Raw genomic sequence first — 21,301 nt, 5'->3', positions numbered from 1 at the left:
TTGAAGCTCTGGAAGCTGCTGAAGCTTATGAAGCTTCCCAAACTATCTCTAACAACGTTCCTCTCTTCCCCGGCACTGCACCTGATACCAATAAGGCATTTTGGTTAATGTCGACCAAAAGCACCTTGAGTCCTTTGACGCTCACGCGATCTCCTCCCATACGACCTGCCATGCGCATTCCTTTTGCAACACGTCCTCCGGCTCGTCCACCACCGCCAATACTACCCGCTTCACGCTCGGAATGCTTTTGACCATGCGATCTTGGACCTCCTGAAAATCCGTGTCGTTTCACAACACCCTGAAATCCCTTTCCTTTGCTGATTCCACTTATTGTGACTTCGTCCCCTTCCTTAAATGTCGAAACATCAATAGTGTCACCCCGCTTGAAATCGGTAAGACTTCCCCTCAAAGTCCTAAACTCTCTCGTAGGTTTAAAATTACCAAGATCCTTCAAGTGCCCTTTTTCAGCCTTTGAAATTCTTTTTTCTTTTGACGGAATGCCAATTTGAATAGCATCGTATCCATCTTTATCCTTGGTTTTAAGAGCAGTAACTACCGCAGGAGGCACAGAAAGAATCGTCGCTGGGATACTTTTCCCCTTTTCAGTGAAAAATTGAATCATATTCTGTTTTGTTCCAAGGATAAATTTCATGGTATTAGAGAATTAGGTATTAGGCAAAGTAGGCTCTAGTTAAAAACAACCTAGCGCCTAGTGCCTAAAGCCTAGTGGCTATTCCTACATCATTTTTACGTCAATGTTGACCCCAGATGGAAGACTCATGTTGGTGAGTGCCTCAATCACTTTTGCGGTCGGATTTAAAATATCAATGAGTCGTTTGTGGATTCTGATTTCGAACTGTTCTCGCGCGTTTTTATAAATGAATGCTGATCTGTTGACGGTGTACTTCTTAATCGAAGTGGGAAGCGGAACTGGTCCCAAGATTTTTGCATCATACCGAAGTGCGGTATCAATAATTTGTTTCACCGAATTATCGAGAATCTTGTGTTCGTAAGCACTGACACGGATACGAAGTTTTTGAATTAGATTCTCTTCTTTCGCTTTTGGTGTTTTTTGTTTTTTCGCTTTTGTTGGCATACGGGTAAGTATCAGGTGCTTATGATTTGCGTGTATCGTGTTCCGTGATTACTTAATAACTTTGGTTACCACTCCAGCACCAACAGTCTTGCCTCCTTCACGAATTGCAAATCGCTGATCCGCTTCAAGCGCGACAGGAGCAACTAATTTTACGGTCAACGAAGGAGGTGTGTCTCCTGGCATAACCATTTCAGTTCCCGCAGGAAGGGTGACGTCTCCTGTAACATCGGTTGTTCGAATGTAGAATTGCGGTTTATATCCCGTGAAAAACGGCGTGTGGCGACCCCCTTCATCTTTGCTCAAGACATAAATCTTTGCTTCAAATTCTGTGTGAGGAGTTACCGAACCTGACTTTGCAATAACTTGTCCGCGCGTAACATCTTCTTTCTTGGTACCACGGAGAAGGATACCTGCATTGTCGCCAGCTATAGCTTCGTTGAGCGATTTGTTGAACATTTCAATGCCAGTGATAGTTGTCTTTACGGTATCCTTAAGACCAACAATTTCAACTTCATCACCTACTTTGATAGTACCTCGTTCCACTCGACCGGTAACCACGGTTCCGCGTCCTTCAATAGAGAACACGTCTTCGACAGGCATCAAGAATGGCTTTTTGACATCACGTTCAGGAACAGGAATGTACTCATCAAGCGCTTTAGTAAGCTCAAGAATTTTCTTTGCCCATTCATCATCAACTTTCTTTGCCTCAAGACCCTTAAGTCCTGATCCGCGGATAATTGGTGCATTTTTCCCGTCGTAGTCATATTTGGTAAGCAACTCGCGAACTTCTTCTTCAACAAGATCGATGAGTTCCGGATCAGGAACCATATCAACTTTGTTAAGGAAAACAATGATTTTAGGAACTCCAACTTGTTTTGCAAGAAGGATGTGCTCACGAGTCTGGGGCATTACGCCGTCAGTCGCGGCAACAACCAAGATAGCACCGTCCATTTGAGCAGCACCGGTAATCATGTTCTTGATGTAGTCAGCGTGTCCTGGAGCATCGATGTGAGCATAGTGGCGTGTGGCGGTCTCATACTCGTTGTGCGAAAGAGCGATGGTGATACCGCGCGCTTTTTCTTCAGGAGCCGAGTCGATCTGGTCAACAGACTTGAGCTTTACTTTATTGCCCGCGAGATTCAAAACATTGAGAATCGCGGCGGTTAGTGTGGTCTTGCCGTGGTCAACGTGGCCGATAGTGCCTACGTTAACGTGCGGCTTCGACCGATCAAATGCTTCTGCCATAGTATTTATGTACCTAGTGTTGAGGGTTCAACCCGCGAGAACGGATAACTGAACTCTCTCCGCTAAATGTAATTATATAAATTGCTAATAATTTTATCGACTTTTTAACTATTTTATTAATTTCCACAAACAAAAAATAGCGCAAAAATGCGGTAACCATCATCATAACAAAACACAAAATATAGTCAACTCCCCACAATAAATGACGTAAAATAACACTACATTATAGGAGGTGTCCTACGAAAGGGGAGACCTTTGTAGAAATGATTGGGTGTTTGGGCGAATAATGCAACATGCTAAGTTATTTGGTATGTTATGATTATGTAATAAATATTGTAATCTAGTTACACAAAAACCAAAAGAGTAAGAATTAAAAGCGCGATAATGATTATATCCAAGAAAGATAGAGGATTTACTATTTTAGAGATGCTTGTCGTTATTGTAATAATGGGACTTATTTCTGGTGTGGTTGTGGGTATTTTCAGTGGATTTCGGAACAAAGCTTATGACATAAAACGGCTGAGTGATGTGGAACAAATTACCACCGCCCTCTTCCTTTATTATAAAGATTACGGACATTTTCCATGTCACTCGTGGATGGGATCAACGCAAAACGATGGATCCACTGACCCCGAATGGCTCCTTCCACTTTATGAAAAAGGATACTTAACAGGGACCGTTCAGGACCCCGAACCGTCCAAACATGACTATGAATATTGGACATTTCATAATCCCGGCAGTAGTAGTTGCGGTCAATATGTATACCTCTCGATTGACTTAGACCCTAACAAAACAGAGTGCCCTGCTGGCACATATCCAGCCGACCCTCTTGGATCTCCTGGTGAATGTCACATATTATATCCTAGACTCATTCCGTGCTCTGATCCAACACTTCGAAATACCTCTGCATCAACTATTAATGATTGCACTGCGATTGGTGACCCTGGTTCTTGGCAATAAAAAGTGGTCCATTTTTTCTCTACGGAGTTACTTCCAAAGCCTCGCTTTGGATAATTAAATTCATTATTACAGAATTATCCCTGTAAATTTCTTGAATTATTTCTCTTGGCAATCCAAGAAACCAGGGCGAATGCGAAATAAAGGGCAAAACCCGCACCAAAAAGCGCTAAAATTACGCCAATTGTTTGACCGGCAGAACTCACTGGGGAAATACCGCTATGGCCGAATGTAAACATGGTGGCCATCGCCCACCAAAAAGAATGGGCATATCGTTCGAAAATTGGGTTTGATGGAGCTTCTACGAGGTGAATTAATACTCCCCCCGTAGTGGTGACAAAAAATGCCAGGAATAAAAGATTGTAAATCTTTTTATGATGTAAAAATAGCGATAGTTCTCGAAAGGTTTCAGAAAAAACCGTTGCGCTTTTGAATATTTCTAGCGCTCTTGCGATACGCAAAATACGAAGCGCCGGCAAAAAAACAATAATGAGATCGAGAATATTGCGGCGAATATAATATATTTTCTCTTCGGCAAGAAAAACAAGTGTAAAATATTCGACAAGAAAAACAAACCAAATGATCCAATCAAGTCCATCGAGAGAATTTTTTATGGAGTTATTTTCTTCGAGAATCAAGCTCGCCACAATAACCACAACCCAGATGATTGCAAGAATCGCCATAGGAACATCAAGTTTTGCTTTCAGAGCAAGGGCTCGGGTGTTTTTATTGGGAATATCCATAGTGAACATTTGATATTTATTGTATCAAACCCCCAAACTAAAAACAGTGGCTGTATAGCCACTGTTTTTAGTTCAAATTTAAATTTCGAAAAAGGATTACTTCCTCGCCTCGATAATCCCCGTCGCCACATTTGTAGGCACAATCTCATAGTGATCAAATTCCATCGTGAAGCTTGCGCGGCCTTCGGTCATCGAGCGGAGGGTCGTGATATAGCCGAACATTTCCGAGAGCGGAACTTTTGCTTTGATCGCCTTATTCATACCGCGCTCTTCCATCCCTTCGATCTGTCCGCGCTTGGAAGAGAGATTGCCGGTAACATCACCCATGAATTTCTCCGGTGTTACCACCTCGACTTTCATCACTGGTTCAAGAATGACCGGACCTGCGCGCCGGGCCGCATCTTGAAGTGCTTGCGAACCCGCGATTTTAAATGCAATTTCGGATGAGTCAACATCGTGGTAAGAACCATCAAAAAGCTCGGCTGAAATATCAACCATCCTATATCCGGCGAGTATGCCACGCTCCATTCCTTCTTTGATGCCTTTTTCAATAGGCGGAATGAATTCTTGCGGCACCACCCCTACCTTGATGTTATTGATGAACTCAAATCCTTGCTCGCGTTTGACATTCTTCGGTTGTTTTTTCTCTTCAGCCCAACCCGACATATCAAGCGGTTTGATGCGAATTTTGACGTGTCCATATTGTCCGCGACCTCCTGATTGTTTGATATGTTTTGCTTCCGCCTCCGCCTCTTTCGTAATGGTCTCGCGATATGCCACTTGCGGTTTGCCCACATTTGCTTCCACGGTAAATTCGCGCTTCATACGATCAACGATAATTTCCAAGTGAAGCTCTCCCATACCCCAAATGACCGTTTCAAGCGTCTCCGGGTCGGTGGTAATGCGAAATGTCGGGTCTTCAGCAGCGAGACGTGAGAGCGCCATGCCCATTTTTTCCTGGTCTGCTTTTGTTTTCGGTTCAATACGAAGCGACACCACTGGTTCTGGAACTTTAATCCTTTCAAGAATGATCGGATTATTTTCGTCGCAGAGCGTGTCTGATGTCATTGTATCCTTAAGTCCGACTGCCGCGGCAATTTCACCCGCAAAAACCTTTTTCACTTCCTCACGCTGGTTTGCATGCATTCTCAAGATCCGCCCGATACGTTCAGTTTTTCCTTTTGTTGAATTATATAAATATGAGCCTGACTCAAGTGTTCCCGAGTAGACACGGAAAAAAGTGAGCTGTCCCACAAACGGATCGCTTTGAAGTTTGAACGCAAGCGCTGAAAGCGACTCGGTATCGGATACTTCGCGAGTAATTTCATCTCCACTTACCGGGTCAATACCTTTTGGTTTAGGAATATCAAGTGGGCTCGGGAGATAGTCGACAACACCATCGAGCACGAGCTGAACACCTTTATTTTTGAGCGCCGAACCGGTAAAAACAGGAACAATGTCATTTGCAATGGTTGCTTTGCGTAAAACTTTTTTAAGTTCCGCGACAGGAATCTCTTTGCCGGCAAGAAAATCTTCCATGAGTGGCTCATCCTGCTCAACGATCTTTTCAATAAGTTCGTTATGGAATTTTTTCGCGTTTGCCTTGAGATGTTCCGGAATCTCAGCTTCTCGTACCGTCATACCCATTTCTCCTTCAAAGTAATACGCTTTCATTTTGAGAAGATCCACAACTCCTTCGTGTTTTTCTTCTTCGCCGATCGGGATTTGCATGCGCACCGCGTTTTTGGTGAGACGGTCTAAAATACTTGCAAACGATTTCTCAAAAGAACCGCCTGTGCGGTCAAGCTTGTTGATAAAACAGATACGTGGCACTTTTCCTTCATCAGCATAGCGCCAGTTTGTTTCTGATTGCGGTTCAACGCCGGCAACACCGTCAAACACCACCACTGCGCCATCGAGCACGCGCAAACTGCGCTTCACTTCAATTGTGAAGTCGATGTGCCCAGGCGTATCAATAACATTAAAACGATATTTTTTGCTCTCATCTTTCGAGTCCAAGTAGGTTGGCGTCCAAAAACAGGTGGTTGCCGCAGAAGTAATCGTGATTCCACGCTCACGCTCCTGTTCCATCCAGTCCATAACTGTATCGCCCTCATGCACTTCGCCGATCTTGTGCGATCGTCCTGTGTAATACAAAACCCTCTCGGTTGTGGTGGTTTTCCCAGCGTCAATGTGAGCGATGATGCCAATATTTCGTATTTTTTCTAACGGGTAGTCTCGTTCCATGCCAAGTCAGTTTTTAAGGTTAATAAAGTTCATAAAGTTTTTAAAGTTAATACAATCCATAAAGTTTAGAGAGTTTTTATCAATCCTGAGAGCATTTTGGAGATTTCGACAGAAAGCGCAGACATTAAATCGATTTGCTTTTTGTCGATATATTTCAATGAGTCTGCAATGTATAACATTGAACGCACTTCTCCGCACGATCCTTTTGCGATAAATAAGAAGTTTTTGAATTCTTTATTTGATCTTCTTTCAAATCCCTCTGCAATGTTATTCATCACAGAAACCGCCGCTCTCTGGATCTGGTCTTTAAACCCTAAATCCCTCACTCCTCTCATGTGTTCGTAAGTCTCTTCGGTAAGGCACTTTGCTTTTTGCCAAGCAATAATGTCTTCAAATTGATCTATTCTCATGCGCTTACTTTATAAACTTTATGAACTTTCTACTTTATAAACTTACTATCTACCATGCAAAATGGGCAAATGCCTTATTCGCTTCTGCCATTCTGTGGGTATTCTCGCGTTTTTTGATCGCTTCCCCTTCGTTCTTACTTGCTGCAATAAGCTCATCAGCAAGTTTCACGTGCATCGGAGCACCCTTTTTGCCGTGAGCCGCTTCGAGGATCCAGCGCATGGCGAGTGTACTTTTGCGATCAGGGCGCACTTCGCGGGGAACCTGATAATTAGCACCGCCAACTCGGCGAGAACGAATTTCCATCACAGGTCCGACATTATTAAGAGCGGTATCAAGAACTTCAAGCGGATTTTCTGTCTTCATTTTTTCCTTTATGTAATCAAGGGCGCCGTACACGATCTTTTGAGCGGCATTCTTCTTTCCCTCTTTCATCACATAGTTAATAAGCTTACCTACTTTTTGAGATGAATAAGTAAAATCTGGTTGTGCACTATGGCGGTTTTTTATTTTTCTTCGCATAAATTAATCTTCGAAAGCTTTTTATTGTTTCTTTTCTTTTGGTCGCTTTGTTCCATACTGACTTCGTCCCTTTCTTCGCTTGTCAACACCAGTTGCATCAAGTACACCGCGGACAACGGTATAACGAACTCCCGTAAGGTCTTTTACGCGACCGCCACGCACCACCACCACAGAGTGTTCCTGGAGTGTGTGTCCCTCCCCTGGAATATATGCAGTGACCTCCATTCCGTTCGTAAGACGAACCCTCGCGATCTTTCGAAGCGCTGAGTTCGGCTTTTTGGGAGTTGTTGTGGTCACTTTTGTACACACACCACGCTTAAAAGGAGCTGGTCGAAAAACCGGTTTGTTTTTGAGTGTATTAAAACTGCGGAGAAGTGCGACTGCTTTAGACCTTCTTATGGGCTTTGTGCGTCTTTGTTTTACAAGTTGATTTATGGTTGGCATATTTAAAATATCGCCTCAAGGCGATAGGACATACTATACTCTAGGCGCCAAAAAATGCAACTCCCCGGACACGTAGAACATAAATCGTAGAGCATGGAACGTAAGACATTAGGAAGCGGATTTTTAAATTTTTCCTTATAATTCGCTCCTCCTTTAAGAACTTTATAAACTTTCTACTTTTAACTCACTCTCCTACCCCCCAATGATAATTCTCACGATAAAATCAACAATGGGACCGATAATCCGCCAACCGTAAAGAAAGATGATTATAATAAAGATAATCCAATATCTCGTAAGAAATTCTTCAATAAACCTTAAGTGGTGGGGCAAAAACGCAAAAAGTACTTTTGAACCATCGAGGGGCGGGATAGGCAAGAGATTAAAAACCGCCAAAAGGACATTTAGGAGTACGATCGTTCCCGACATTTGAAGGAATGGTCCTGAAGAAATTCCAAGTTCTCCCGAAAAACGAATAAGGAGCCCAAAGATAATCGCAAGAAAGAGATTAGAAAGTGCGCCCGCGGCGCCCACAAGCGCCGGTCCCCATGTTTGATTTTTGAGATTGTAGAAATTGACCGGCACCGGCTTTGCCCAGCCAAAAAGAATCGGTGAACCGCTCAACACTAAAAGTGCAGGGAGAAGAATTGAGCCAAATAGGTCAATGTGCGGAACGGGATTGAGAGTGAGACGCCCCGCAAGTCGTGCCGTGGGGTCGCCAAGAAGCTCCGCGACATAGCCGTGCGAAATTTCGTGAATGATCACCGAAATCACAAGAATGGCGATTAAAAATAGCGTGTCAACTGGCATCTGTACTAAATTAAAGTTAAAAGTTTTTGTATTCGCCTTTGGCGAATACATTAATTTTGCATTTTGAGATTTGCATTTTCAATTTCATTCATTTCGTATGGGGTTGCATAATCTTTTTTGCTATGATACTATCGTACCACAATTATGGCGAAAGTATGTCCAATTTGCGCGAAGGGAACGTTGGTTGCGGGAAAATACAGCAACCGCGTTCGTGCTACTAAATTCAACCCTACGGGAAATTCACGTAAATACCCCAATCTCCAGTGGGCAGCGCTTTCAAACGGCACACGCATGAAGATCTGTACCCGATGCATGAAGGCGGGAAAACACCTCACGATGAAAATCTAACTTAAAAAAACCGAGGAATTGTCCTCGGTTTTTTTAAATTCTAGTTACATGCAAGAGTCTTATATGAGATAACTTCTTAGTTCTTTAGATTTCCGCTATTTTGGATACCCTATTTCATTGTAAATTTTTATGTTCTCTAACTTTCTCTTTTCGTACAAGTTTTCCTTATATAAATGATACTGCAAGTACAAAACTGAAAAAAGAAGTACGGTGAATATAACAAAAAATATAGAAACCAGTGCAGTTTTTGGAACAGAGAATCTTTCAATTTCCGCCATTGATGATATAAACAAATAGAAGAATTGACTGAAAATGATTGCCGCAGGAACTATAGGGAAGTAGACCCAAAATAAATTGATTCCTTCTATAAGAGTAATCAATAAAAATACTGCACCAAAAAAGTACGAATATAAAAATGCAATTCTTACCTGTTTAAACGTAGCGGCCCCACTTAGCATCTTTCCAAAATAAAATAAACTATATCCTAGTACATAAAAAATAAAAACACCCAACAGTAGGAATTTAATGTCAAAAATGACAGACTTTGAGTGTAAAAATACATCAAAATTGGATTTTCCAAAAGTTATTTTATTTGTAACTAATTCTCCGATTCTAAAAAGAAAAAAGGGGGTTAAAAAAATGAGAATTATGTACCATTCCGGAACATTCTGCGTGGAAAGTTCTTTGACAATTTGACGCGGTTTTTTGAAGAAAACAAAAAGCGATTGAAGCAGATTCATACGAAATAAATTGTTAGTTAATATCTACGTACACTTCTCGACACAAACAACCGTTTTCTAACTTACCTTCATATTACCCCCCCCCTCATCACCCCGCAACCTTCTTATCCCCACACCTTATAACCGACGACTATCCTCGGTTTTTTAAATCTCACAAGTACACGGGTTATAGCCGACCGTAAAACAATTTTTTCGTAAAAAGATTTTCGGCATATATAAAAAACATTGAGCCGACCGTTAAATAAATAAAAAGGTTATATAACTTTGGATACGCAACCAGCAAAAGAACAAAGAGAAAGGTGAAAAAACCAGCAGTAACCGCAACTGCATACGATACCATTGTCATGAGTTTATTTTTTTCTTGTGAAAATCTGTCCCTTAAAGACAAACCATAACTTATAGATATCATCATTAATACAATAAGAATAAATGAAAATACCAATGAATACATTCCTTCAACCATGTTGAGACCGTCTGATTTTCTCAACATAAGATCCCCGATTCCACCTAAACTCAAATGAAGGCCGTAGCCATTTCCTAACACCACAACAAAATAAATGAGATTAAATAAGAACCCAAAAACATTACCTAACAGGAGCATAAAAAGTGTTCGTTTAATGCGATCTTCTTTTATTGAATTGAACATTTGCCTGTGGATCAAATAAGACGACAGAAAAATCAAAATAGTAAATCCAAGAAACAACAGTTTCCCTTGTATAGAAACATTTGATATGAAAAGGAAGACACCAGTCACCAAGAAAATGAGTGACACGAAATAAGATACTAAATACCTTGTGAATGTGTTTAAAAAGCCAAGCCGTGATTTTTCCCATTCATGCTTAAGGTTTAGTATGGATTGAATTTTTTTTTGATTTCCGATTTCTTCCATATATTATTATCATACCCCAAATCAATCTGGTGATGAAAATGTGGTGACGCAATAACATCGGAACCACACAAAGGTCCGATTAATCTTAAGTACTTGCAATTGGTATGCTATTTTGTTCAGATCGCAATGTCTTGTGTGCCCTATAGTTTACATAGATAAGATAAGTAAGAATCACTAGTGGTATTACATTTATGAACATACCTTTACTAAAGATTGCTATTGCCCCCATTAAGATAAAAACCCACCCCAAATAAGCACCTATTATATTTCGCTTCGCAAGAAGGTACCCGGCTACGAGTAAAACAATTCCAGCTAATAAGACTACATAAGAAACCATTGGGCTTGAAGAAAACGAAATCGCACCCACAAAAGCCATTTTGAGAGGAAGTGTTAATAAAGAAACGATAGCAAAACTAGGAACTAAATCTGAAATAGCAAAAACAATATAAACAATTCCAAGAACAATAAAACTGCGCTTCGCTAAACGTGTACCATCTTTAGGAGATTGAGCCATGATAGTTACAATTTTAAATTTTAATCCCTTAACTTGCTTTTATTCTACCACTCCCAACACTCACCACAACTTTCTTTCCCCACCCCGTATCGCCAGAACTTTTTATTATACATCCCAAGTCATGACTTGAAATGTATAATAATTACGTTTTTACTCCCTCCACAATCGCTCTCCATCACTTTCAAAAATAATCGTTCCGTCTTTGTAGGTACCGAGTGCGGGGATGTTGTATTTTAGAAGTCGGTCAAGCACTTCTTTGTGCGGATGGCCATAGCGATTTTTTACTCCGGCTGAAATGACAGCATACTTCGGTGTTGTGACGGCTAAGAGCGGTTCCGATGAAGAAGTTTTTGACCCGTGGTGTGCCAATTTAAGCACGTCAACATCAAGGTTACTGCCGTCTAAACGAACAAGATATTTTTCAATATTCTGGGTTGTGTCTCCGGGAAGAAGAAACGAGGTGTTCCCATATACAAGTTTTGCAATGATTGAACCGTCATTTGTGGAAAGCCCTGAAACATCCCTGTCGGGAAACAAAATTTGAAGATACGCCCCGCCGCCGAGGTCAATCACCATTCCGCGCCGCGCAAGAATACTCGTGGATCCCTCTTCTCGAACAAATTCTTTAAATATTTTATAGATTTCCGTATCAGGAATAGTCCCCGGTTCCATAATTTTTCCAACCTGATAATTTTTAAGAACATCAATAAACCCGGCAAAATGATCCTTGTCGGGATTTGAAACGATGAGCATATCGATAGAGCGGTCATAAAACGGCAAGAGTGCGCCAATATGCGAGAGCACGCTTCCATCAGGTCCTCCATCAAGAATTATTTGTTTCCCTGTCGGCGACTCAATAAAAATCGCGTCGCCTTGCCCCACATCAAGAAACGCAACCGTAAGAATGCCGTGCTCCTCCGCGGAAACTGCGTACCAAATAAAAAAATTTGCCGCAAAAAGAACTCCCATAAAATAGAGTGCCGTATGTTTCTTTATATTCTCCATCCCATTAGAGATAACCCCGATAACATCGGGGCATAATTAAATAACCTTTCCCAATCCTCTTGAACATTTATATATAGTATAACTTACTCGCCAAAGAACAAACTGGATAATCTCTAACGGGACAAGTCCCTTAAGTACACCGTGAGCTGTGTTAGAATGAACGTATGTCCCAAGAAACTATCGAGTCAATAATTTTATTCTCCGGATACGCGGGAATTTTTTTTCTGATGATCTCAAATGGAGTGGTAAGTTTTCCATCAAGTCAGATCCTCTACATCATTGCCGGATATTTTGTCTTCACCGGACATTTGAATCTTTTCGCTGTGGTTATCGCGGGGGCACTCGGAAATACAATCGGCAACATCATTCTCTATGAACTTGCACGCAGTAAAGGACTCGTCTATCTCACCCGCTGGAAAATTTTTCCGGAACGTGAACTAAAAAAATTGCAGATCGCGTTCAATAAAAAAGGTGCTTGGTTTCTTTTTGTGGGCAAACTCATTCCCGCACTCAAAGTATTTATCCCGATTCCCGCTGGCATTGCACACATGAACCGCCCACTTTACGCCATCATAATTTTAGTTTCATCATCGATCTGGCCATTTGCGTTTTTGGCTATCGGATATTATTTTGGCAAAAGCGCACATGTGTTTGGCGCATACGCAGTAGTGCTTGCGTTCATCGCACTCATCGTCGCAACAGTATTTTATAAGTTTATGAATAGTAAAGAAGTCATTTCGGAGATTGAAAACAAAGGTGTATAAAAAAATATTACATGCGTAAATTTTAATATATTTTCTCAACATGAAATACAGCGAATTTTTAAAAAATACTAAAGAGTGTCATTTCTGTATCCTCGTTGATAATCAAGAAATACTGCAAAACAAAAATGCTTTTTTAACATACGCATTGGCTCCGTACCACAAAGACCATCTTTTGGTTATTCCCAAACGCCATACAGAAAATATTCTTGAGGTTACCGACGAGGAAATAAAAGATGTTTATGACTTACAAAAAACAGGTCTAAGGATTCTTCAGAAACTCGGTTATAGTAATATTTCGCTCATTGTACGCGAGGGAGACCTCACGGGAAAATCTGTTTCGCATTTACATTATCATCTTATCCCCAATGTGCACATAGGCGATGTTGATCATGCTGGAATGGAGCGAACGATACTCACCGAAGAAGAAATCGCCTCAACGATTTCAAGAATAAAATCTGCTATTGAAAACCATTAGGCGGATTTTAATTTCATATAAAAAAGATAAGGAACGATCGCAAATACTGTGTATACCATAATCATAAGCCATGCGGGAAATACAAACACCCCGATAGACGCAAAGGGAACCGCCGCGGCAACTTCAACAACCTTGAGTTCGTACCAAAGAAACAAGTGCGCGATAAACGCAAAAGGAAACGAGAAAAAAATACTTACAAAACCCGCCGCTCCGGCGAGAAATCCAAAAAGCATGGTGAGCGGAATAAACGGGAGAATAAGAAGGTTTACCGGCAATGATACGATGGAAAATTTTCCCATCATGTAAAGAAGGAGTGGGAGGACAAAGATCTGGGTTGCAAGCGTCGCGGAAACAATATCGCGAAGCCCAAAAGTTTTCGTAATAAATTTGAGATGCTTCTCGAGAAGGGGCGCACCGTGGATAAGCCCGAGTGTTGCAAGAAATGAAAGTTGGAATGAGGGATCGAAGATAAGAATTTTTGGATTATAGAGAAGCATCACAAACCCGGCAAAAAGAAGCGTAAGGGTGATCTCATACACCCTCCCTGTTGCCCGCGCAAGAAGTGCGAGAAGTGCCATGATGGACGCGCGTACAACTGTCGCGCCTGCGCCCGTCATGATTGAAAAAAGGATGATCGAACCACCGCCAAGCATGAGGCCCGCCATGCGCGGAGCAAAAGAGAAAAATCTCATGATCGCTTCCGCAACAATCGTAAGGTTATACCCAGACAAAACGACAATGTGAATCACTCCCGCGATGCGAAAATCATCCAAGAGATCTTTCCCGAGAGATTGTTTCGCGCCAACCAATAACCCACCCAAAAGAGAGCTCTCCGGTTCGGGAATAACGCGTGAAACCCGATCAAGAAATGCGTGCTTAAGTAAAAGAAGTTCTCGCTTGATAACATTCCCCTTCCCTTCCCCAACACGCGAGATATCTGGACGAATAAATTGATAGAAGATTCCGTCTTTCGCAAGATATGAAACGTAATCAAACAATCTCTCTGTATCTGATTGTTCAAAATTTTTCGGCAATAGAAGTTTCCCGGACGCAGAGATTTCATCTCCATAGTTCCAGGACGGATACCGGTCGGTGATGACAAGTGCACGAGTTTTTACCGGATGTTTTTCTCCCGTAGTATCAATTTCGACAATATCAACCGTAAGATTAACATGATCACTTCGTAGGTCAGGCTCCTCGCTCACAAACCCGCGAACAGAAATTTCGTTTTCAATGTGATCATTAAGAAAAGGGTCCCCATGGTATAAGTCTGATAGGTCGTACCGAAACATTCCCAATCCAATAGAAAACATGATGAGTGACACGAGAATAACCCTTTTTTCTCTTCTCGTGACAAAGAAAAGAAATAGCGAGACTGCTGTAAAAATGAGAAACAGTGTGAACGCACCCCCAAGATTAATGAATGATCGAAACGCCACTCCGATTGTGAAACCTGCGACCAAAATGAGAAACCACTGCGCGCGCATAAAAAATTAGTATACTTATTATTTATACGCCCCACTCCGCGCGAATTTTTTTCTCGTCTTCTTTGCTGATCGCTTTTTTGAATTTTACTCCGCGCACACCTTTGACACGTTTTTCGCATTCTTCCCATGTTATGTGCTTTTTGAGTACGCCGTTCACAAGACTTAAATATGAATATGCTTTCACGCGCGAACGCGCTCGGGATGCACTGCGGGTTCTTGTCTTTTTTCCACTTGCAGTCGTATTTTTAATATCATGTTCATAGTTCGCAAATGGTCCGTGATAGAGTTCTAGTTTTTCTCCTTTTGCGTACGAGGTTGCAATTTTGTCGGCACGCTCATTGCCGGCAATTCCCACATGTCCCCCAACGTGTTCCCATGAGATATTCCCAAGTTTTGCACGTGTATCAACAAGATGAGAAAGTTTTTCCCATAAATCACGATTCTCAACCGGCTTTTTTGCCTTGGTCATCCAATCGCGTTTCTTCCATTCTGTAACCCATTGGGTAATGCCATGAATGACATAGCGCGAATCGGTATGAAGGGTGATATTTTCTTTTTTATTTTTAACAGCTTCGATCGCACTGATAGCTCCGGTAAGCTCCATCCTATTGTTGGTAGTGTGTTTCTCGTTACCGCCAAGTTCAAGAACATTTTCTCCTTCCGCAATAATCGCCCCCCACCCACCAGGACCGGGATTCCCCAATGAACTGCCGTCAGTAAAAATAGTAATGATGTTCATTTTTATATTATACACATATATGGAAACGAGGAAAATAAAAAAAACCGCTTCTTTGTAAGCGGTTTTTTAATTAATTTTTGTGGTGTGTTATTTTTATATCAATCACCACACGCGGATCACCACGCACAAGATACCCCATTTTTTCGTCTTTGGTATACGTCCAAAGATTTTTCATAATATCAAGATTGAGATATCGTTCGCCATACTTCTTCCCTTGTCGAACAAAAAAAACTTTGAACGTAAGAGAGTACGCCGTGTGAAATATTTTTTCAACACGGAGAATGATTTTTTGGGGTTTTTGTATGTCGCGCGCCAATAGGTTCGATTTCCATACTGGTCCAACAGTTACCAAAAAAGTACTCCCCTCAGTGCAGTTTCTGAATTCTTCAAGATCAAATGTGCGACTCATCACGTCGTCCTCACAAAATTTTATCTTAACACAGCATAGTCATAAAAATACAAAAGTCAAACTTTTTGAATATCAACAATCCGTAAACGAAGTTCCGGCCTTCCTCGAAACATTGATTTTTCGAGCGTAGCAAAAAGATTTATAAACTTGCCTTCTTCGACTGCAGTTTTAAAATTTTCCTGTGAAATGAAGAATCCGATGGCGGGAATTTTTTTGCCGACATTATTTTCAAATTGCAATTCGAGATGATTTTTTTCTTTCCCGAATATTTTTACTCCCCCGATCTCAATATTCTCAAAAAGAAACAACGGCTTGGGATTCCCGATACCAAATGGCGCGAGTTGTTCAACAAGTCTTTGTGTCTCCCATGTTACTTGGTCAAGAGAAAGCGTGCTGTCGATTGCCATTAATTTTTTTGCTTCTTTTTTTTCAATCTTTCCGTGAGCCAAAAGAATTTCTTCTTCAAGAAAATGGATCTGCTCGTGTGATATCGAGAAACCGCCGGCAAGCTCATGCCCTCCCACATCAAGAAAAATTCCTTGCCGCACGCTCACCATAAGTTCCACCACATTAATACTTCCGTCGGAGCGACATGATCCTTTTATATGAGTACCGCCCTCTCTTCCCCATACAAATACCGGTCGCTCGTAATCTTCCATAAGACGGTTTGCCGCAAGTCCCAATACTCCCGGTTTCCATGCAGGATTTCCCACAACAATCACTTCTCGCATTTCGCGCAATGCAATTTTTTTCTTCGCCTCTTTGATCATTACCGCAACCACACCCTTTCGTGTTTCATTCATCTCGTTCAAATGATCCGACAAGAGATCCGCTTCAGTCTCGTCAGTGGTTGAAAGAAGCCGAAATGCATCGAGTGGTATTCCCATCCTTGATGCGGCGTTGATCCGCGGAGCAATCGTAAACCCAACATCTTCTTCAGTGAGATATCGTTGGTCCACACGCAGTTTTCGAAGTAGTTTCATAAGTCCGGGACGCGGACTTTTTCGCAGAACCTTGAGTCCATAATGTGCAAGCACCCTGTTTTCATTGCGGAGCGGCACCATATCGGCAATCGTTGAAAGTCCCGCCATATCCAAAAGCCATTTTTCCCACCCTTCTCCTACATTCCATTCTTTCGCTCTTTTTTTGAGTAATGCTTGCACGAGCTTCCACGCAAGGCCCGCACCGCAGAGCATATTGTCGGGATATGTATCGCCTTTTTGTTTGGAATTTAAAATTGCATATGCAGACGGAATAATTTCTTGCGGGAGATGGTGGTCGGTAATAATAACATCAATGCCGAAGCTGTTTGCGTGAGCTACTTCTTTTACATCAGTGATGCCACAATCGACGGTAATAAGAAGCCCGGTGCCGTTTTTTGCAAACTCATCGACAGCGTCAGTGTTGAGTCCATATCCTTCGTCGTGTCGGTGCGGAATGTAATTCTCAAAATGTTTGTATCCTATTTTTTTAAAAAAATCATGAAGGATGACGCTTCCAGGAATACCGTCGCAGTCATAGTCTCCATACACAACGATTTTTTCTTTCGCATCGATCGCGCGTAATATACGCTCCACCGCTTTTTCCATATTGAGAATCAGAAATGGATCATGAATGTCGTGCTCATAGTCTGGATGGAGAAATTTTTCCGCTTCTCCGCTTGTAGTAATCCCACGATTTTTAAGAAGTGTTTGCGTAAGAGGGTGGTACGTAGAGAATTTATCATCGATCACTGCTGTTTTCTTTGTCATGGATTGAATTCTAGCACATGCGGGGTACTAAAATTCCAAGGACTGTCCTTGGGGAGCCCGACTTAAGGACAGTCCTTGGAATTTTGCTCTGTTACGCGTTATACTAATCACATGAACGATTGCCTCTTTTGTAAAATCATAAACGGCGATATCCCTTCCGCAAAAGTATACGAGGATCAACATTCGTATGCATTTTTAGATATTAAGCCGATAAACGCCGGACACACACTCCTTGTCCCCAAAAAACATTTTGCAAATCTCTATGAAATGCCGGACGATGTCCTTGCAAACCTTACACCAACAATAAAAAAGCTGGCGATTGCCATAAAAAAATCTGTCGGGGCAGACGGAATAAATATCGGAATGAATAACGACTCCGCCGCCGGACAATTAGTATTTCACGCGCATATTCACATCATGCCGCGATTCAAAAATGACGGACATGAGCATTGGCATGGAAAACCCTACCAGGATGGCGAGATTGATAATGTTGCTCAAAAAATAAAAGCGAACCTTTAGATTCGCTTTTAAAATCAAATTAATGTCAAAACTGTTTATTCGACTCTTCGAACAAACACGGTGTGATGTTTACGTTCCGGAGAAGTACTAAACCCTGTATAGGAATATTAAAATTTCCCCATATCACCCTCAGTAGTTCCAGAGAGATTTTGGTCAAAACCAGCCTTGGTCTCTACTTTTAACTTTAGTAATAAGTCTGCTAAGTCCTCTGCGCTTATCTCACGGACTTGCCCAATCTCCATGTATCCAAGGTGTCTGTTCATTACCCCTTGCGCAGGATCAATATCTTTTTCTATATTACCTTCTATACTCATAGTTTTATCTCCTCTTAACTTTTAAACTTAGTACCTTAATAACTAACCCGACTTAATTCTACCCCCCCCCCCCGCAAAAACCCGCAAGCCCCAAATCAACACCCCCATTCCCAACAATCACATCCTCTCTGTCTACCACTCCCGACTATTATTATCACAATTATTATGTATTCCAAGTCATGACTTGGAATACATAATAATTGTGATGCAATCGGGATACGCTTTATTGAAAACAATATTTTCCTTAAGAAATATTGAAGTGTTTTTTTAACTTTGGCGCGCCTTCGATCTCTTTCGCTCTGATATAAATGATGTGATTCCGCACGTTGAAAAATTCCCCGATAAAGTCGATCTCGTCTTTGCATGGATAGGGCGAAACAAACACTGATTTCTGGATTGGATAAAGGCCAAGTTCTTTTATCTTGAAACTGATAGCGTCTCGAGCTCTTTTTTTTGTTTGCGGAATGTCAAACATAACCATGCGCCACCATCCATCCCACTTCTTGGGAACCTTGAGTTTCATCTCATCAAGATTGTATTCGAGAACTTTCCTCTTCCCCGCTTGAGTGATTTCTACGACATCTTTACCATCTTTTTCGTAGATGCTTACCATTTTCTTTTTTTGAAGCCCCTTAACCGCTTGGTAAATTCTGTGTTTGTCGTATGACTTTTTAGGCTTGAACAACACCGCAACCTGCGCAAGCCCCGGCAGAGCAAAACATGCGACGATAAATCCGCCAAGGGCAAGCCCTTTCAATATTTCTTTTGCAAGTTCTCCCTTATTATATGTTTTCATATCTTCTTTACTTTATTGATTACCCACAGACCATAGAATTATTATACATTTCAAGTCATGACTTGAAATGTATAATAACATAATATAAAGAAAGAAGGTATGTGACGGCATCTTTTATGTTCTATAATTTCTTTTTTGAGTTGAGAAGCGCCTTGATGCCGGGAAGTGTTCCGTTCGCGAGAAAATCAAGCATGGCACCGCCGCCGGTGGAAACAAACGTAAATTTCTTTTCAAACCCAAGTTTTGAAATCAGCGCGAGGGAATCTCCTCCGCCCACAATCGATTCTGCCTTGCTCTTTGCAATAATTTTTAAAAGATCGATGGTGCCTTTATCAAACCCTTCTTCGTAATTGCCGAGAGGCCCATTCCAGAGAATGAATTTCGCCCGAGATACAACATTTTTAATTTCACGAATTGTTTTAGGTCCCACATCTTTAATAGAATCTCTCTCGCGGATACTTCCTATATCTTTCACGAGTGTCTCCGTTTTCGTCTTTACTATAACGTCAGACGGTACTATGAGTTTTTTATTTTTAAAAAGCGGTTTTAGTTTAAAATTACCGTTGTCGGAAAGTGATGTTCCAATCTCATATCCCGCCTCTTTGAAAAAATTATTAGCAAGCGCACCGCCCACAAACACTCTGTCAGCAACACGTAAAAATTTTTTAATGAGCGGAATTTTCGTACCAAATTTTGCGCCGCCTAAAATAAAAAGGAACGGATGCGACGGACGAAGCGCGCGCGAAAGATGACTCACCTCATCCTCAAATAAAAATCCTGCATATGAAGGAAGAAGCTTGGGAAGTAAGACCACCGATGCATGGTCGCGGTGCGATACTGAAAATGCGTCGTTGACATAGACGTCGCCCAGCACGGCGAGTCGTTTTGCGAAATTCATATCATTCTTTAATTCCCCCGGATCTTTTCGCAAATTTTCAAGCATCATCACACCACCATGTTTCATTGCTGAAATAATATTCGGAAGATCGCGACTTTCGAGCTTTGGGTAAAACCCCACATTCATTTTTTTATTCAAATAACGCGCTACGGGTCGTAAACTTTTTTCTCCATCACTCCCGATGTGGCTTATGATGATCGTCTTTGCGCCTTGAGATTTCAAAAACTTGATGGTAGGAAGCGCACATTTGATCCGATACCCATCAACCACTCTTCCTCCCTTAAGGGGCACATTGAAATCAAGCCTCAGAAGGACGCGTTTTCCTTTGAGATTTTTTGCGTTTTCGAGAGAGGGTAATTTTTGCATGGTAGTTATTTCTTTTTTGCGGATTGTTCCGCAACTTTAAGTATTTCTCCAAATTGTTTTCCATCAAGACTCGCGCGGCCAACCAATAGTCCATCTGCGCCTCCTTCACGCATAAAACTGCCGCAATTTTTTGCATCGACAGATCCGCCGTAAAGTATCGGAACAATGTGTGATGATTCTCGGTCGAACATATTGGTAAGAACTTTGCGGATAAGAATGGAAATTTCGAGCACGTCTTCGGGAGATGCTGAACGGATTGCGTTTGCGCCGATTGCCCATACGGGTTCATAGGCAATAATAATACTTTGGAGTGATTTTTTTTGCACTCGTGACAAGGATTGTTTTAACTGTTCTTCGATTCGCTTTGTATATTCGCCGTGTTGATCTCGTGATAGCTCCCCAACACAAATAATTACCATGAGTCCCACGCGCAGAGATGCATCAACTTTTTTTGAAACCATTTCATCTGTCTCGCCGAGCGCACGCCGTTCCGAGTGTCCCACGATTACATATCGTGCACCCAGTGAACGAAGCATCAAGGGGGAAATTTCTCCCGTATAAGCACCCTCTTCTTTCCAAAACACATCTTGTGCACCAATTAAACATCGCTTCCCCGAAATTCGTTTGCCAAGCTCATGCACAAATACAAATGGGGGGCACACAATCGTATCGACATTACGCAACGTACTCGCGATTTTTTTAATTCCCGCAAAAGTCTTTTTTGCCTCCTCGATGGTCTGTGGCGCCATTTTCCAATTTCCAACAATGATTTTTTTCTTCTTCATATCGATATTTTAGCATTTTCTTCATATACTGTC

At 41.6% G+C, this 21,301-nt stretch carries 26 protein-coding genes; 5 read left to right on the top strand and 21 right to left on the bottom strand.

The window, feature by feature from the left end:
- Positions 1-25: 25 nt before the first annotated feature.
- The 3 genes from rplC to tuf form a co-directional block, all read right to left on the bottom strand.
- On the bottom strand, positions 26-652 hold the full coding sequence (gene rplC / locus Q7S11_03905) for a 50S ribosomal protein L3 (GenBank protein ID MDO8572881.1): 627 nt from the start codon (positions 650-652) through the stop codon (positions 26-28).
- Between the two features lie 84 nt (positions 653-736).
- Positions 737-1,096, bottom strand: a complete 360-nt coding sequence (gene rpsJ / locus Q7S11_03900) for a 30S ribosomal protein S10 (protein MDO8572880.1) — start codon at positions 1,094-1,096, stop codon at positions 737-739.
- A gap of 48 nt (positions 1,097-1,144) precedes the next feature.
- A complete protein-coding gene (gene tuf / locus Q7S11_03895) occupies positions 1,145-2,341 on the bottom strand; it encodes an elongation factor Tu (protein ID MDO8572879.1) in 1,197 nt (398 codons plus the stop codon).
- A 384-nt stretch (positions 2,342-2,725) separates the two neighbouring features.
- On the opposite strand from tuf, the gene Q7S11_03890 reads away from it, so the two are divergent.
- Positions 2,726-3,301, top strand: a complete 576-nt coding sequence (locus Q7S11_03890) for a prepilin-type N-terminal cleavage/methylation domain-containing protein (protein MDO8572878.1) — start codon at positions 2,726-2,728, stop codon at positions 3,299-3,301.
- 74 nt (positions 3,302-3,375) lie between these two features.
- On the opposite strand, the gene Q7S11_03885 is transcribed toward Q7S11_03890, so the two are convergent.
- The 6 genes from Q7S11_03885 to Q7S11_03860 form a co-directional block, all read right to left on the bottom strand.
- The gene (locus tag Q7S11_03885; GenBank protein ID MDO8572877.1) at positions 3,376-4,050 is read right to left on the bottom strand and encodes an ion channel; all 675 of its coding nucleotides are present in this window, start codon (positions 4,048-4,050) and stop codon (positions 3,376-3,378) included.
- Between the two features lie 87 nt (positions 4,051-4,137).
- A complete protein-coding gene (gene fusA, locus Q7S11_03880) occupies positions 4,138-6,288 on the bottom strand; it encodes an elongation factor G (GenBank protein MDO8572876.1) in 2,151 nt (716 codons plus the stop codon).
- A gap of 65 nt (positions 6,289-6,353) precedes the next feature.
- Complete coding sequence (locus Q7S11_03875; protein ID MDO8572875.1) at positions 6,354-6,698, bottom strand: four helix bundle protein; 345 nt, start codon at positions 6,696-6,698, stop codon at positions 6,354-6,356.
- 49 nt (positions 6,699-6,747) lie between these two features.
- Positions 6,748-7,218, bottom strand: a complete 471-nt coding sequence (gene rpsG, locus Q7S11_03870) for a 30S ribosomal protein S7 (protein MDO8572874.1) — start codon at positions 7,216-7,218, stop codon at positions 6,748-6,750.
- A gap of 21 nt (positions 7,219-7,239) precedes the next feature.
- Entirely contained in the window at positions 7,240-7,662 is a 423-nt protein-coding gene (gene rpsL / locus Q7S11_03865; GenBank protein MDO8572873.1) for a 30S ribosomal protein S12, read from the bottom strand.
- Positions 7,663-7,854: 192 nt separating this feature from the next.
- Positions 7,855-8,469 (bottom strand): site-2 protease family protein, encoded by a 615-nt coding sequence (locus Q7S11_03860; protein ID MDO8572872.1) that lies wholly within the window; start codon positions 8,467-8,469, stop codon positions 7,855-7,857.
- Positions 8,470-8,613: 144 nt separating this feature from the next.
- Between Q7S11_03860 and Q7S11_03855 the strand changes: the two genes are divergently transcribed.
- On the top strand, positions 8,614-8,817 hold the full coding sequence (locus tag Q7S11_03855; protein ID MDO8572871.1) for a L28 family ribosomal protein: 204 nt from the start codon (positions 8,614-8,616) through the stop codon (positions 8,815-8,817).
- 95 nt (positions 8,818-8,912) lie between these two features.
- Here Q7S11_03855 and Q7S11_03850 read toward each other — a convergent pair whose 3' ends face one another.
- From Q7S11_03850 to Q7S11_03835, 4 genes are all read right to left on the bottom strand, one after another.
- A complete protein-coding gene (locus tag Q7S11_03850; protein ID MDO8572870.1) occupies positions 8,913-9,557 on the bottom strand; it encodes a hypothetical protein in 645 nt (214 codons plus the stop codon).
- Between the two features lie 166 nt (positions 9,558-9,723).
- Positions 9,724-10,446 carry a hypothetical protein gene (locus Q7S11_03845; protein MDO8572869.1) on the bottom strand — a complete coding sequence of 241 codons (723 nt, stop codon included), beginning with the start codon at positions 10,444-10,446 and terminating at the stop codon, positions 9,724-9,726.
- Positions 10,447-10,531: 85 nt separating this feature from the next.
- Entirely contained in the window at positions 10,532-10,960 is a 429-nt protein-coding gene (locus tag Q7S11_03840) for a hypothetical protein (GenBank protein ID MDO8572868.1), read from the bottom strand.
- 150 nt (positions 10,961-11,110) lie between these two features.
- The gene (locus tag Q7S11_03835; GenBank protein ID MDO8572867.1) at positions 11,111-11,965 is read right to left on the bottom strand and encodes an MBL fold metallo-hydrolase; all 855 of its coding nucleotides are present in this window, start codon (positions 11,963-11,965) and stop codon (positions 11,111-11,113) included.
- Between the two features lie 164 nt (positions 11,966-12,129).
- Here Q7S11_03835 and Q7S11_03830 point away from each other — a divergent pair, with 164 nt between their 5' ends.
- Complete coding sequence (locus Q7S11_03830; protein ID MDO8572866.1) at positions 12,130-12,729, top strand: DedA family protein; 600 nt, start codon at positions 12,130-12,132, stop codon at positions 12,727-12,729.
- A 40-nt stretch (positions 12,730-12,769) separates the two neighbouring features.
- The gene (locus Q7S11_03825) at positions 12,770-13,204 is read left to right on the top strand and encodes an HIT family protein (protein MDO8572865.1); all 435 of its coding nucleotides are present in this window, start codon (positions 12,770-12,772) and stop codon (positions 13,202-13,204) included.
- On the opposite strand, the gene Q7S11_03820 is transcribed toward Q7S11_03825, so the two are convergent.
- The 4 genes from Q7S11_03820 to recJ form a co-directional block, all read right to left on the bottom strand.
- Entirely contained in the window at positions 13,201-14,691 is a 1,491-nt protein-coding gene (locus tag Q7S11_03820) for a ComEC/Rec2 family competence protein (protein MDO8572864.1), read from the bottom strand. The two genes, Q7S11_03825 and Q7S11_03820, sit on opposite strands and share 4 nt — an antisense overlap.
- 22 nt (positions 14,692-14,713) lie before the next feature.
- A complete protein-coding gene (gene rnhA / locus Q7S11_03815; protein MDO8572863.1) occupies positions 14,714-15,430 on the bottom strand; it encodes a ribonuclease HI in 717 nt (238 codons plus the stop codon).
- Between the two features lie 70 nt (positions 15,431-15,500).
- Positions 15,501-15,839, bottom strand: coding sequence for a hypothetical protein (locus Q7S11_03810; protein ID MDO8572862.1), 339 nt, complete (start codon positions 15,837-15,839; stop codon positions 15,501-15,503).
- 56 nt (positions 15,840-15,895) lie between these two features.
- Positions 15,896-17,590 (bottom strand): single-stranded-DNA-specific exonuclease RecJ, encoded by a 1,695-nt coding sequence (gene recJ / locus Q7S11_03805; GenBank protein MDO8572861.1) that lies wholly within the window; start codon positions 17,588-17,590, stop codon positions 15,896-15,898.
- A 111-nt stretch (positions 17,591-17,701) separates the two neighbouring features.
- On the opposite strand from recJ, the gene Q7S11_03800 reads away from it, so the two are divergent.
- Positions 17,702-18,109 (top strand): HIT family protein, encoded by a 408-nt coding sequence (locus Q7S11_03800; GenBank protein MDO8572860.1) that lies wholly within the window; start codon positions 17,702-17,704, stop codon positions 18,107-18,109.
- A 107-nt stretch (positions 18,110-18,216) separates the two neighbouring features.
- Here the strand turns inward: Q7S11_03800 and Q7S11_03795 are convergent, their stop codons facing one another.
- From Q7S11_03795 to tpiA, 4 genes are all read right to left on the bottom strand, one after another.
- Positions 18,217-18,423: a hypothetical protein gene (locus Q7S11_03795; GenBank protein MDO8572859.1), complete on the bottom strand. Its 207-nt coding sequence runs from the start codon at positions 18,421-18,423 to the stop codon at positions 18,217-18,219.
- Positions 18,424-18,667: 244 nt separating this feature from the next.
- Complete coding sequence (locus Q7S11_03790; GenBank protein MDO8572858.1) at positions 18,668-19,219, bottom strand: hypothetical protein; 552 nt, start codon at positions 19,217-19,219, stop codon at positions 18,668-18,670.
- A gap of 121 nt (positions 19,220-19,340) precedes the next feature.
- Positions 19,341-20,483: a phosphoglycerate kinase gene (locus tag Q7S11_03785; protein ID MDO8572857.1), complete on the bottom strand. Its 1,143-nt coding sequence runs from the start codon at positions 20,481-20,483 to the stop codon at positions 19,341-19,343.
- 5 nt (positions 20,484-20,488) lie between these two features.
- On the bottom strand, positions 20,489-21,268 hold the full coding sequence (gene tpiA, locus Q7S11_03780) for a triose-phosphate isomerase (GenBank protein MDO8572856.1): 780 nt from the start codon (positions 21,266-21,268) through the stop codon (positions 20,489-20,491).
- Positions 21,269-21,301: the final 33 nt, after the last annotated feature.

The organism is bacterium (assembly GCA_030648955.1).
In the GTDB taxonomy this organism is placed as follows: domain Bacteria; phylum Patescibacteriota; class Minisyncoccia; order Phycocordibacterales; family JAUSHB01; genus JAUSHB01.
This window is presented reverse-complemented; position numbering and strand designations above follow the sequence as displayed.

Bases quoted from the DNA above. Each gene is read 5' to 3' on its own strand.
- fusA (MDO8572876.1), bottom strand. From the start codon at position 6,288: ATGGAACGAGACTACCCGTTAGAAAAAATACGAAATATTGGCATCATC.
- Q7S11_03850 (MDO8572870.1), bottom strand. From the start codon at position 9,557: ATGAATCTGCTTCAATCGCTTTTTGTTTTCTTCAAAAAACCGCGTCAA.
- rplC (MDO8572881.1), bottom strand. From the start codon at position 652: ATGAAATTTATCCTTGGAACAAAACAGAATATGATTCAATTTTTCACT.
- rpsG (MDO8572874.1), bottom strand. From the start codon at position 7,218: ATGCGAAGAAAAATAAAAAACCGCCATAGTGCACAACCAGATTTTACT.
- Q7S11_03855 (MDO8572871.1), top strand. From the start codon at position 8,614: ATGGCGAAAGTATGTCCAATTTGCGCGAAGGGAACGTTGGTTGCGGGA.
- Q7S11_03790 (MDO8572858.1), bottom strand. From the start codon at position 19,219: ATGAAAACATATAATAAGGGAGAACTTGCAAAAGAAATATTGAAAGGG.
- rpsL (MDO8572873.1), bottom strand. From the start codon at position 7,662: ATGCCAACCATAAATCAACTTGTAAAACAAAGACGCACAAAGCCCATA.
- Q7S11_03885 (MDO8572877.1), bottom strand. From the start codon at position 4,050: ATGTTCACTATGGATATTCCCAATAAAAACACCCGAGCCCTTGCTCTG.
- Q7S11_03785 (MDO8572857.1), bottom strand. From the start codon at position 20,483: ATGCAAAAATTACCCTCTCTCGAAAACGCAAAAAATCTCAAAGGAAAA.
- Q7S11_03835 (MDO8572867.1), bottom strand. From the start codon at position 11,965: ATGGAGAATATAAAGAAACATACGGCACTCTATTTTATGGGAGTTCTT.
- rpsJ (MDO8572880.1), bottom strand. From the start codon at position 1,096: ATGCCAACAAAAGCGAAAAAACAAAAAACACCAAAAGCGAAAGAAGAG.
- Q7S11_03890 (MDO8572878.1), top strand. From the start codon at position 2,726: ATGATTATATCCAAGAAAGATAGAGGATTTACTATTTTAGAGATGCTT.
- Q7S11_03820 (MDO8572864.1), bottom strand. From the start codon at position 14,691: ATGCGCGCGCAGTGGTTTCTCATTTTGGTCGCAGGTTTCACAATCGGA.
- Q7S11_03875 (MDO8572875.1), bottom strand. From the start codon at position 6,698: ATGAGAATAGATCAATTTGAAGACATTATTGCTTGGCAAAAAGCAAAG.
- Q7S11_03845 (MDO8572869.1), bottom strand. From the start codon at position 10,446: ATGGAAGAAATCGGAAATCAAAAAAAAATTCAATCCATACTAAACCTT.
- Q7S11_03840 (MDO8572868.1), bottom strand. From the start codon at position 10,960: ATGGCTCAATCTCCTAAAGATGGTACACGTTTAGCGAAGCGCAGTTTT.
- tpiA (MDO8572856.1), bottom strand. From the start codon at position 21,268: ATGAAGAAGAAAAAAATCATTGTTGGAAATTGGAAAATGGCGCCACAG.
- rnhA (MDO8572863.1), bottom strand. From the start codon at position 15,430: ATGAACATCATTACTATTTTTACTGACGGCAGTTCATTGGGGAATCCC.
- tuf (MDO8572879.1), bottom strand. From the start codon at position 2,341: ATGGCAGAAGCATTTGATCGGTCGAAGCCGCACGTTAACGTAGGCACT.
- Q7S11_03860 (MDO8572872.1), bottom strand. From the start codon at position 8,469: ATGCCAGTTGACACGCTATTTTTAATCGCCATTCTTGTGATTTCGGTG.
- Q7S11_03800 (MDO8572860.1), top strand. From the start codon at position 17,702: ATGAACGATTGCCTCTTTTGTAAAATCATAAACGGCGATATCCCTTCC.
- Q7S11_03810 (MDO8572862.1), bottom strand. From the start codon at position 15,839: ATGAGTCGCACATTTGATCTTGAAGAATTCAGAAACTGCACTGAGGGG.
- Q7S11_03825 (MDO8572865.1), top strand. From the start codon at position 12,770: ATGAAATACAGCGAATTTTTAAAAAATACTAAAGAGTGTCATTTCTGT.
- recJ (MDO8572861.1), bottom strand. From the start codon at position 17,590: ATGACAAAGAAAACAGCAGTGATCGATGATAAATTCTCTACGTACCAC.
- Q7S11_03830 (MDO8572866.1), top strand. From the start codon at position 12,130: ATGTCCCAAGAAACTATCGAGTCAATAATTTTATTCTCCGGATACGCG.
- Q7S11_03795 (MDO8572859.1), bottom strand. From the start codon at position 18,423: ATGAGTATAGAAGGTAATATAGAAAAAGATATTGATCCTGCGCAAGGG.